Genomic DNA, 11,858 nt, shown 5'->3' with positions numbered 1-11,858 from the left:
TACGGGCGGGTGGCGCCGTTCGCCGACTGTGACGTCCTGTCCCGGGAGGACCTTCGGACACTCTGCGACCCGCGGCCGGTGGCGCGGCGCCCACAGCCCGACATGTACCTGTGGCCCGACGACTCGCCGTTGCGCCAGGGCAACGACGGCATCCCCGCCGGGCGTGAGGAACTTGCCGGGCAGTTCGCCGCCGAGGTCGTCCGGGCCCAGCCGACGATGGTGGTCACCACCACAGTGGCCTATCTGGCCGGCTACTTCTCGCCCGTCCAGCACGAGAACGCGCGGACCTCGCGGGCGGTGACCTGGGAGCTGCCCACGGAGCTGACCAACATCCTGCCCGCGCAGAACCCGCATGCCGCCGACGGCCACTACGTCCTCACCGGGATCTCCCGGCCGCTCGCCGGGAAGCTGGCGGCATACAGCCGGCTGGGCTACCTGCCCATGCCCCCGGTCGGAGCCGGCCTGCTCGCCGGCCTGCTCGCCNCGGCCGCCAGCACCCGACGAGGCCGTGCCAGGCCGGCTGCCGCCGGGGCCGGTTCGGCCGGGCCGGGGCGGATGTTCTGGCTGGCGTCCGGAGCGGGGATGTCCGTGCTCGTGCTCGCGGCGCTGACCGCCGGCTTCGACTACCGCTATCTCGCCTCCGTCATCGGCCTGCTCGGCGCCGCCGCGGTACTCGGCTGGGCGGCTCTGGCACGGACGCTCATGCCGCTGGCCCGGCCGCCGGCACCGACGCCGCCCGCGCGGGCGGCGCCCCCGACGCAGACGGAGGTGTCGCGGGCGGGCAGCGGGTGAACGCGGTGATCTCGCCGGTCAGCGGCCAGGACCGCCTGGTCGGCTCGTCCGGGCACCAGCCNCTCGTCCGGGCACCAGCCGAGCCCGCCGAGCAGGGCGTGCAGGCTGCGGACGGCGTCCGGGAACACCAGGTTGTAGGTGACCAGATACAGCGTGCCGGCCCGCGGACGCCCGGCGAGGAACGGCGGGATCGAGGCGTCCCAGCCCAGCGGGGGCAGGATCAGCGTGTCCGCTTCGGCGACCGGCGGGCCGAACGTGCCCGTCACCGGATGGCCGGCCGTCGTCGAGTGGCCATCCGGTGACGGGTGGCTGGCTGTTGCCGGATGGCCGGTCGTTGTCGGGTAGCCGCCGTAGTAGCGCGCGTAGTACTGCTGGGCCTTGTACCACTGCCGTTCGTCCCAGCGTCCGGGGATCACGATCTGGATGTCACCCGGCCCGGCTGTCCGCCGCTGGACGGCGACCAGCTCCCGCATGTCGCCGAGCAGCAGCGGCCCGGCCGCGCTCGCCCGGATCTGCCTGCCCCGCTGGGCCCCGACCGCCCCTGCCGCCAGGACGAACAACACAACCGCGACCGCGAGCAACACAGCGATCACACGACCAGGCCCGAGCCCGCCCGGCCCCGCCCACAACCGGCTCGACCCGAGGCAGTCCATCCCCAACCGGCTCAACTCCCGCTGACTCGGTTCCGGCTGGTACGGCACCAGCCACAGCCGGCACAGCCTGGCTCGGCTCAGCCGTGACCGGCTCAGCCGTGACCGGTTCGGCCCGGGTTCGGCCCCCTGGAGCGGGGCTGGCCGAGCCCGTGTTGGCCGGGGCAGCGCGGACCGGAGCAACGCCGACCCACCGATGCCGGCGAGCACGTACAGTAATGGCAGCAGGAACAGGTTCGCTCGGACGAACCCAACCGGCCATAGTCCCGCCGCCGAGGCGAACGCGATCAGCGCCAGCGCCCCGCCGAGCGCGACCAGCAACGCCCGGCCCGCCCTGCCCCGCACCGCCACGACCAGGCCGACCGCCCAGCACAACAACGCCCCGACGATCACGCACACGTGCAGCCGGTGATCCGGATCGGCGAGCAGCGGCGAGCCTGTGAACGGCGAACCGAACTGGGCGTCCGGCCTGGTCATCGCCGCCGTGAACGTGTTGCGGGGAAGCTCCCACAGAGCCGTCCGTAACCGGCCGGCGGCATTGTCCCGGGTGAGGAAGAAGTCCCGCCAGTACGGATTCGTGGTCAGATAGCTCTGCGGCAGGACGAACAGCACAAGGTGAGCAAGCCCGCAGCCGCCCACCAGCACGGACCCGACCAGCCCCGCCAGTATCGGACGCCGCCCCGGGCTCCGCCAGGTGCGCTGCTGCGAGCCCTGCCGCGGGCGGGCCGTCTCCGGCGCCGCGGCATCCGTTTCGATCGTGGTGCTCAGGGCCCGCTGTGGACGGTGCGCCCACCAGGCCCGGGCAGCGTCCACGACGTCCAGTAACAGCAGCGGAGCCAGGACGAACAGCGAGGTGACGGTCATGACCGCGCACAGCGCCATACCCGCCTGTGCCGGCCACGGGCGCCGGCCCGCCTCGGCGCGGCGGCGCGCGCACAGCCACAGGTGCAGGACGGCCGCCGTGCAGGCGGCCTCAGGCAGGTACGACTTCAGCTGCATCCCGTAGACGAGCAGCCCGCCGTTGACCGTGAGCAGCTCGGCGACCACCGTGGCCGCCGGCCGCGACAGCCACCACCGGCCCAGCAGGTAGGTGACCAGCGACAGCGCGACCAACGCGACGATCTGGGGCACCCGCAGGACGAGCTCGGTGTTGCCGCCGAGGGCGACCGCCAGCTTCTCGACCGCGAACCAGCCCCCCGAAAGCGGGGCGTTCGCCGTCCGCAGGGCCTCGAACCAGCCCGCGCCGACGCTGAGGTGGTACGCCCGCCACGCCTCGTCGTACCAGAGCGGACGCACCAGCGTCGGCCACAGCGCGGCGACCACCACCACGTCCAGCCCGACGAGCGCCGCGACAGCGACCCCGTCCCGCCACCGGCCAGCGCCCTGCCCCGCCAGGCCGGCCCACCGCCGCCCACCACCCCGGGCCGCCGGGCCTGACCATCGCCGGCCGCCGGTCCGGCCTGCCGAGCCGAAGCGCCACCGTCCACCACCCCGGTCCGCCAGGCCGGACCGCCGCCGATCAGCCTGGGCCGGCTCCGCTCCGGCCGCATCCTGGCTGACGGACACCGGCCCGTCGACTGCGTCCACCACTCCTGGAGGCTACGAGAACCCCCTGCCCACCCCCGTCAGCCGGATACGCAGTGCCGGCGGTGGGAAAGCTGCCGCCACATCAGCCCGCTTCAGGGCGGCCACAACAGTCGATCCGATGATCAATATGGCGGGGTCAGCGGCTTCTCGAAGAAATGGGTCGCGAACGAGTTGTCGTTGTAACGCCCCACCGGCTGGTAACCCGCCCGTCCGTACATCGCGACGGCCTCGACGAGAGTCTCGTTGGTGTCGAGCCGGGCGGTGTGGTGGCCGAGGGCCCGGGCGGTGTCCTCGAGGCGGCGCAGCAGGCGTGACCCGATGCCGGCTCCGCGCCACGCGTCATGGACCCACATGCGCTTGATCTCGCCGACGCCGTCGTCGATGGTCCGCACGCCGCCGCAGGCCACCGGCTCCCCCCNCGCCGCCGCAGGCCACCGGCTCGCCGTCGCCGACTGCCACGAGGAAGACACCGGCCGGCGGCGCCAGCAGGAAGGCGTCATCGTCCGTCTGCCCCGCCGGGTCGTAGCCGAAGCGCCGGCCGAGCTCGGCGAAATAACGGGCGACGGCCTGCCGGGCGACCGGGGAGGCCGGATCGACGGCCTCGAACTCCACCGTCGCCGCGCGTACCAGCAGGTCGGCCTCGGCCAGGGCGGCGGCCAGCCGGGCCCGCTGCCGCGCGGAGAGCGGGTCGACGAGGCGACGTGCCTGATCCTCGGAGTGTTCCTCCAGCTCGGCCCGGCGCCGTCGGCCCTTGTCGCTCAGGCCGACACGTCGGTGTCGCTGGTCCACCGGGTCCGGCGTGACCTCGATCAGTCCCTCTTTTTCCAGCCGTCGCAGCAGCCTGCTCAGATACCCGGAGCCCAGCCCGAGGCGGACGCGCAGCGCCTGGGACGTGGCCGGTTCAGCGCCGATTTCGGTCAGCAGGCGCGCGGCCCCCAGCGGCAGGCCCGTCCCGAGGAACGGGTCCTCCAGAGCGCCGATCCACTGGATGTAGCCGCGGTTGAAACGCCGTATGACGCCGGTGACCTCGTCCATGTTCGCTGACTTTAGTCAGAACGAACAACGGCCACCCCAGCCCACGAGGCGCGGGAGCCACCGAAAAACAACCCCATTTTTTGATGTTGGCCCGCCGGCCCGGCTCGTCCAGGCGGGATGGCAGCCCACACTCCCGAACCACGGATCAGAAACCAACATCGTTCCAGCGCTCCCGGGTCCTGCCTCTTTTGCCTGCGCGGGGACCGCACAGCAGTGCATCGCCCTCACCTACGAGAAGAGTTGCAATCCGGCTCGGATTTTTCCCGTGCGGGGACCCTGCCACAGTTTTCATTCCCGCTGAACTGCGGCGATGCAAGATCTTCGCTCAATCTCCGGAGGGGTCTGGAGATAACTGCGCCAAAATTCCCGATCAATAGCGTTTGTACAGGTTGGCGGGATGTTGATGTTTTTCGCAATCTCCCTGGTTCTTCGGCGTGTCGGAGGTTACGGGCGGCAATCAAGGTGCTGTCGTTTGACTGTGGCCGTGCTGTGCGCTGCTCGGTTGTGTGCATCCGTGGGTGCCCTGGAGTTCCGCTTCGGGCACGGCCTCTGGTCGAAGGGCAGGTGGGAACCGCTACTACCACAGCGCTTTTCACCTACGGCTTCCGCTGTTGTAGGTCGAGACCGCTGCTGTGACGACGGAATCCACCTACAGGGTGGGGTGGATCAGGTGAGGGAGGCGCGTGGACGGCGGCGGTGTGTTCGGCGGTGCGGCGCCAGGTGAACGTTCGGGCGTGGGAGCGGCCCGGGGCCGGGTCGGGGATCTCCTTGAGTACGCCGATCAGCGCGTCGGTGAAGGCCTCGGCGTCCATCGGTGGGACGAGCCGTACCCCTTTGCCGGCCAGCGGGCCGACGACCTCCCGGACGGCGGGGATGTCGGAGGCGACCACCTGGGTCCCGGCCGCCAGCGCCTCCAGCGGTGGCAGGCCGAACCCTTCGTAGAACGAGGGGAAGCACAGGGCGACGGCTCCGGCGACCAGCCGGCGGAGCTGGTTCGTCGGCAGGTAGCCGGTGGTGATGACCGCCCCGGTCGGCAGCCTCGACTGGTCGGGCAGCGGCCCCCAGCCGGATGGCCCGACGAGCAGCAACGGCGGGGCGTCGGCGACCTCGGCGTGCAGGCCTCGGACCGCCTCCAGCAGGGTCGGGAGGTTCTTGCGCGGCTCAAGGGTGCCGACGAACAGCAGATACCGTTCGGGCAGGCCACGGGCGGCGAGCCAGCGCGCGGACGGCGGGGACGCGTCGAACCAGGCCGCGTCCACACCGAGCGGGGTCACGGTCACCGTCGCCGGATCCAGCCGGTAGGTGTCGACGATCTCGGAGGCGATCGCAGCGCTCGGGGTGACGACGGCGGCGGCGCGGCGCAGGCCGCGCGGGACCAGTTCCCGGTAGCGGGCGGACGCCGTGGAGACGGTGCTCGTGAGCTTGAGATAGGCGAGATCGTGGATGGTCAGCACACCGCGGGCGCGGCGCAGCGGCGGCAGGACGAAGTTCGTGGCGTGCACCACGTCGGCCGCGCCGGCCAGCCATTCCAGTTTCGGCGCGTCGGTGCGCGCCCATGCCTCGTGTACGAGTCGGGCCGGGATCCGGCGTGCGGCCGGCCGTACGCCCGGTGGCAGGGCCGGGGCGAACTCCTCGAGCCCACGCCAGGTGAACGCGGTCGCGGCCACGTCCAGGCCGGGCAGTAACGGTAGTTCGGCAAGCAGATGGCCGGTGTAGTGGCCCACTCCGGTACGCGGGCCGAGCAGGGGCGTTCCGTCCAGGATGACCCGCATCGACCTCGCTCCTCTCCATGCGTACGTCCGTGAGTACCACAGTTGCCCGGCGACACCACCCGCCGGGCCGTGGGCCGGCAGGCCATGCTGCCGGTAGCTTTCGGCAGCCGGCGTGAACGGTCCTGCTGGTCGGTGTCTCTCGGTGGTCAGTACTCCCGGTGCTGCTCATTCTGGTGGAGCATGATCGCCAAAGGTGATCAAACGGTTCTCCATGGTGAGCCATTCCAGGGCTCGACGTCCTTGGATCGTGACGACGTTGTTCGACGTTGCCTGTCTTGTTTGTTTTCTGTTGAGCGGAGAGCAATCACTGAAAGTGATTGCTCTCCGCCTGCCGCGACTTGCTGTAGAGGTGGTGGCGGGTGGCTGTGTCGCGCCAGCGGGTGGCGAACGCCGTGTCCGAGTACTCCTGGGCGCGGGCGATCGCGCTTGCCGCGAGCCGCCGGCGCATCCCGTCCTCGGTGGCCAGGCGCCGGGTGAACGAGGCGAGCTGCTGGGGGGAGGTCCAGCGGAAGCCGTCGAGCCCGTGCCGGACGATCTCGCGCTGGCCGGCGCTGTCGATCACCACGGGGACGCATCCGCCGGCCATCGCCTCGACCGTGGTCATCCCGAAGTGCTCGGCCGTCCACGGCCGGCGCTCGACATCCTCCCCGTAGCCGGTCGCGGACCAGAACACCGAGCAGGTGGACAGCAGCCGTTCCACCTCGTGCCGCGGGGCGTTCGGGTGGATCTCCACCGGCAGGCCGCGGGCCGCGTCCCGGATCTGCTCCAGGTAGGGGAGCTGGGAGTCCTCACAGCCGCCGACGACGTGCATCCGCCAGTCGGGCAGCGCGCCCGAACGGCACAGCTCACCGAACCAGCGCACCATCTCCAGCTGCCGCTTGGCGTGCCCCAGGCCGGGGGCGAACAGTCGCCCCACGCTCAGCACCGACGGCTCCCGCTCCCGCGCCGGGGCCAGGCGCGCCACCTGGATCGGCGGGTAGAGCAGGTCGGCGTCGGTGCGCCACAGCCGGCGGATCCAGTCCCGGGTGTAGGCCGAGTTCGCCATGACCACGTCGTAGGCGTCGAGGTAGCCGAGGTCACGCGGGTCCGTGAGCAGCCAGGGGAAACGCAGCGCCACCCGGGCCCGGACACCTTCGCGCCGGTCGGTCACCCGTGGCCGGCTGAGCGCCACCCCGAGCTGGCGAATGTCCCGGGATGCCGCCGCGCCGCCCGCGGGCCGTCCCGTCCCGTCCGCCTGGCTCGTTCCGTCCGGCGGGCTCGTCCCGTTCGGCGGGCTCGCCGCGTCTGATGTGTCATTCGGCGCGTCTGATCTATCAGGTGTATCTGAGATGCCAGGTACGTCAGGTGTGCCCGGAGCGCCTGTCGCCGCGGGGGTGAACGTCTCGCTGACCAGGATCAGTTCGGTCCCGGTGGACGAGGCGGGCAGCGGCACGGAGATCGGCGTGAACACGGCGCCGACCTCGATGTCAGCGAGGGCCTGCCCGGTCGCGTCGAGGACGCGCAGCCGTACCGTCCCGGGCGCCCCTGGCCGGCCGACGTCGGCGTGCAGCACCCGTTCGCCGCCGGGGGAGACCGAGAGGATCCCCGCGCCGTTCGACCAGACCCACTGCCGGCGGCGGCCGCCCTCGGGCGGATACCAGCCTGTCCCGTACCCGACCGCCGGACGTACGCCCCGCAGGAACGGGCTGCCGGCGCGGATCGCGGCCCGGCGCCACGCGGCCGCGTCATGATCGGCCGGTGTCGGAAAGAAGCACAGGTACGCCGCGTGCTTCGAGCGGGGGATCAGCCGGCTCATGTACGAGCCGTTGACGAACAGGTCGTACTCGGCGCTGATCTCGGCGACGGCGTCGTCGCCCCGGTCGGGCAGCAGGCGGTACCGGCAGCCGGACAGGTCGAGCCCGAGGTGGGCGCCGAGCGCGTCCAGGTCGACCGCCGAATGCCCCAGCAGGTCGACCTCGGCGCCTTCGGCCGCGAGCACCTTAGCGATCATGCCGTTGTGGCGTTCCCCGCCGCCCATGGAATGCCAGAACCTGTTGTAGACGGCGGCCCGGACGCCGCCGGCCGGCCCGGCCACCGCCAGCGGGGCGCGTGTCCGCGCCGGCCCGGTCGCCGAGCTGGTTGTCGGCCCGGTCGTCGGCCCGGTCGTCATCGTCGCACCAGCCAGTTCTCCAGCTCGTGACGGCGGGTCGAGGCGGTCCGCGAGATCGCCCGCCGGCGGGNGCCCGCCGGCGGGCCAGCATGGCCGGCAGCAGCCGCAGGTAGGAGGCGATGACCGTCAGTCGCAGCCAGGTCGGGCGCAGCGGGGGGCGGCTGCGCGCCGTCCATGCCTGGCGCAGCGTCCGCAGCGCGATCGACGCGGTCGTCAGCGGGTAGCGGGCCACCGCAGCCACCGCGATCCGGGCGCTCGCGTCCTTGGTGAGCATCAGCAGCCGGTTACGGTCGGTGTGGAAGACGAACAGCGGTGACCATTCGACACTGGACGCCGAGTGGACGTGCCGCAGCGCCGCGTCCGGTATGTAGCGGATCGTGTAGCCGCGGGCACGGATCCGCCAGGACAGGTCGGTGTCCTCGTAGTAGAGGAAGAAATCGTCGTCGAACCAGCCGAGTTCGTGCCCGAGCCGGGTGCGGATCGCCATGCCGTTGCCGCAGGCGGTGAAAACCTCCTCGGGGCGGGCGAACTGGCCGGTGTCGATCTGCTGATAGCCGCGGTCGGCGCCGTACCCGTCGCGCAGCACGATCCCGCCGACATTGTTGATCACGTCGACGCGTGCCACGTCGCCCGGGACGGTGAACTCCACCGTGGACGGTTCGGCGCCGGCGTCCAGGGTGACCGACCCGCCGTCCCAGCTCAGCGTGACCGGTTTGGCTGCCTGGCCGGCCCAGGTGAAACCGAGTGTGACCGGGCCCCCTTCCGGGACCGGGACGCACAGTTCGCCGTCACCGCGGGTCCAGAAGAACGGCGCGTCCGGGCCGCCCTCGGCGCCGAAGGTCAGTTTCTCCCACAGCACCTCCCGCAGCGTCTCCCGGCCGTCGACGGTCACCGACGACACCCGGACGCCGAGCTGGCGCGGGTCGTGCGGGCCGGGGGTGAAGGTCGGCGTCGACAGCCGCAGCCGCAGGAAGCGGGGGAGGAAGACGACCTTGCCGGTGACCGCGCCGAGCCGGTCGCCGCCGGGGGCGTCGAACGGCGCCAGCAGGTTGGCCAGCCAGTCCGGCTCGGGCACCGCGTCGTTGTTGAGCAGGGCGGCGTACGGGGTGGTGACCGCGCGTAGCGCGAGGTTGTTGCCGCCGGCGAAGCCGAGGTTGGTCTCGGAGGGCACCACCTGGACCCACGGGTAGCGCTCGGCCAGCAGGGCGCGGGAGGAGTCCGCCGACGCGTTGTCGACCACCCACGTCTCGAAGGCGAAGCCGGTGACCTGTTTGGCCAGCCCGTCCAGGCAGGCCGGGAGCAGGTGCGCGCCGTTCCAGTTGACGATGACGACGGTCACCAGCGGTTCGGCGGCCGACTCGACGTTCGGCTCCCCGGCCACGGCGGTCGGCTCGACGGCTGTGCCGGCGGGCACGGTGGTCGGGCCGGTGGCCGCGGTGGTCAGGTCGGGGGCCGCCTCGGTGGCCGCGTCAGTCGGCTTGGCGGGTGTGGCGGTCAGGCCGGGAGCCTCGGGGGCCGGGTCGGGGGTGGTCGAGTCGCTCATCCGCGGGCCCTCGCCTCGTAGTCGACTTTGAGCAGGCCGCCGGCCTGCGGGCCGCTGATCCCGAACAGGTCGTCGAAGCGCCGTTTGGTGATCGGGACGCCGGTGGCGGCGTCGGAGACGTGCACGCTGATCGCGAACGCGCCCAGCAGCTCGGGGATTTTCGGCACGGTGAAGTCCACGGTGAGGAGTCCGGGTCTGCTCGGTATGCCGCCGACGGGCGTCTCCATCAGCCAGATCGGCAGATCGTGCTGGCCGAGAACGTAGACGTGTAGGTAGATCCGTTCCGGCGCGTCCCGGGTGAGGTCGAGGGTCAGGGAGACAGTCAGTTTCTCACCCGGGTCGAACTGGACCTGGGGCGGCCCCCCAGGGTCCCTGGCGAAGGTCGCCATGACGGGCTGGACGGCGGCGACGTCGTAGGGCACGGAGCCGTCCGAGGGCAGGCTGCCCAGGCGCTGCCGCAGCAGCCGGGTGCCGATCTCCGGCGCGCCGTCGAAGATCATCGAACCGGACTCCAGGACCAGGACCCGGTCGCAGATGCTCTCGACCAGGTCCAGGGAGTGCGTGACGAACAGGATCGTGCGCCCCTGCCGCCGGAACTCCTCGATCTTCGCCAGGCACTTCTTCTGGAAGGCCTCGTCCCCGACCGCCAACACCTCGTCCACCAGCAGGACGTCCGGGTCGACGTGGACGGCCACGGCGAACCCGAGCCGGACGTACTGGCCGGACGAGTAGTGCTTGACCTCGTCGTCGATCTTGTGAGGGAGCTCGGCGAAGTCGACGATCGAGTCGAACATCCGGTCGATCTCGCGACGGGACAGGCCGAGCAGGGACGCGTTGAGGTAGACGTTGTCCCGGCCGGTCAGTTCGCCGTTGAAGCCGGCGCCGAGCTCCAGCAGGGAGGCGATCCGCCCGCTGACCGACACCTCGCCGTGGGTCGGGCGCAGGATGCCGGCCAGCACCTTCAGCAGCGTGGACTTGCCGGAGCCGTTCGCCCCGGCGAGCCCCACCGTCTGGCCGTTGCCGATCTCCACGTCGATGTCGCGCAGCGCCCAGAAGTCGTCCCCGCTGGCCTGCCCGCGGCGGACGAACAGCTCCTTGAGGCTGGTTGCCCGCCGGTGGTAGGAAATGAACTTCTTGCTCACACCGGTCGCCCGGATCACCACTGGGGTAACCGGCGGGGATCCCTGAGCCGCCGTGGACGCCTCGCCCACCGCGTCCGTCCGGCCTGTCACGTCCACCGGGCCTGCCCCGTCCGCCCCGTCCGCCGGGCCCGCTACGGGCGCTGGGCCCGCCGGACCCGTCGCGGGTGCGGGGGCCGGGGTGATCGCCGCGTCCGAAACGTCCGCGTCCGAGGCGTCCGAGGCGTCCAAGGCCTCGCCGGTCACGGTCGGGCCGGCTGGTGACTGCTGCGCTGGCACGTCTGTCAAACCTTCCTCACTGCCTCCGCGGACACGATCATGACGGTTGTCGTGGCCACTTCAGCCGGGTTCTAGAGATCCTCGGCGAAGTCGGCCTGCATGCGGCGGAACACGTGTGTTCCCAGCCAGAGCAGGCCCAGCGACATCGCGCCCGCGACAGCAAGATGTTCGAGGTAGAAGAAGTATCCGGGGTCGGCCAGGATGCCCTGCCCGTTCGCGGGGTTGACGGTCGGCCCTTTGTAGATTGCCCGCTGGAAGGTCGCGACGACCGTCGCCATCGGATTCAGGAAATAGATCCACGTCCACTCGTGCAGAAGTTTACGGATCAGCCCGACCGGATACACGATCGGGTTGAGCCAGAACCACGCGAGCAGCGCCACCTCCAGCAGGTGCTCGGTGTCGCGGTATCGGACGTTGAGCGCCGACACGAGCATGGCCAGGCCCATCGTGAAGATCATCGCTACCGCGAACGCCGGCACCAGCAGCAACAGCTGGAAGCCGACGAAGCTGTAACCGAGCGCCGCGACCACCGCGAAGAGCACGGCGAGCTGCAGGACGAAGTGGACGATGGCGAATCCCACGGCGGAAAGCGGCAGCACCGGCAGCGGGAAACGGACCTTCTTCACGAGGTTCGCGTTGAAGACCACACTGCCGCTGGCCGCGGACACGCTGGCGGAGAACGCGTTCCAGATCAGCAGGCCGGACATCAGGTAGACGCCGAAACGGGGCACCCCGGCGTTCATGATGACCTGGAACACCAGGGTGTACACGGCGAGCAGCAGCAGCGGGTTCGCCAGCGACCAGGCGAACCCGAGGGTCGACCCCTTGTACTTGACCTTGAGATCCTTGCGGATCAGATTGCGCAGCAGCTCCCAGCGCACCCGGGTCTGGGCTCGGCTGCGACGGGCGAGC

5 protein-coding genes and 2 pseudogenes (1 of these 7 only partly in view) are annotated in these 11,858 nt (G+C 71.3%); all 7 read right to left on the bottom strand.

The window, feature by feature from the left end:
- Positions 1-3,151: 3,151 nt before the first annotated feature.
- On the bottom strand, positions 3,152-3,529 hold the full coding sequence (locus FrCorBMG51_RS30780; protein ID WP_338052704.1) for a GNAT family N-acetyltransferase: 378 nt from the start codon (positions 3,527-3,529) through the stop codon (positions 3,152-3,154).
- A gap of 307 nt (positions 3,530-3,836) precedes the next feature.
- A pseudogene (locus FrCorBMG51_RS33030) lies at positions 3,837-4,064 on the bottom strand (MarR family transcriptional regulator); the annotation flags it as partial.
- Between the two features lie 596 nt (positions 4,065-4,660).
- Positions 4,661-5,836 (bottom strand): glycosyltransferase family 4 protein, encoded by a 1,176-nt coding sequence (locus FrCorBMG51_RS07360; RefSeq protein WP_235433394.1) that lies wholly within the window; start codon positions 5,834-5,836, stop codon positions 4,661-4,663.
- 304 nt (positions 5,837-6,140) lie between these two features.
- The gene (locus FrCorBMG51_RS07355; protein ID WP_076843340.1) at positions 6,141-7,985 is read right to left on the bottom strand and encodes a glycosyltransferase; all 1,845 of its coding nucleotides are present in this window, start codon (positions 7,983-7,985) and stop codon (positions 6,141-6,143) included.
- Positions 7,982-9,528, bottom strand: a pseudogene (locus FrCorBMG51_RS07350) (glycosyltransferase family 2 protein). Before FrCorBMG51_RS07350 ends, FrCorBMG51_RS07355 begins: the two are co-directional and overlap by 4 nt.
- Complete coding sequence (locus FrCorBMG51_RS07345; protein ID WP_139342282.1) at positions 9,525-10,946, bottom strand: ABC transporter ATP-binding protein; 1,422 nt, start codon at positions 10,944-10,946, stop codon at positions 9,525-9,527. The pseudogene FrCorBMG51_RS07350 and the gene FrCorBMG51_RS07345 overlap by 4 nt, the downstream one beginning before the upstream one ends.
- Before the next feature lie 71 nt (positions 10,947-11,017).
- Positions 11,018-11,858, bottom strand: partial view of an ABC transporter permease gene (locus tag FrCorBMG51_RS07340; protein WP_086055301.1) — the 3' portion only. It continues 92 nt past the right edge of the window; only the last 841 of its 933 coding nucleotides appear in the window; the start codon falls outside the window, past its right edge; the stop codon is at positions 11,018-11,020.

Source organism: Protofrankia coriariae (genome assembly GCF_001017755.1).
Lineage (GTDB): Bacteria > Actinomycetota > Actinomycetes > Frankiales > Frankiaceae > Protofrankia > Protofrankia coriariae.
The sequence above is the reverse complement of the archived record's forward strand: the minus strand, read 5'-3'. Positions and strand labels throughout refer to the sequence as shown.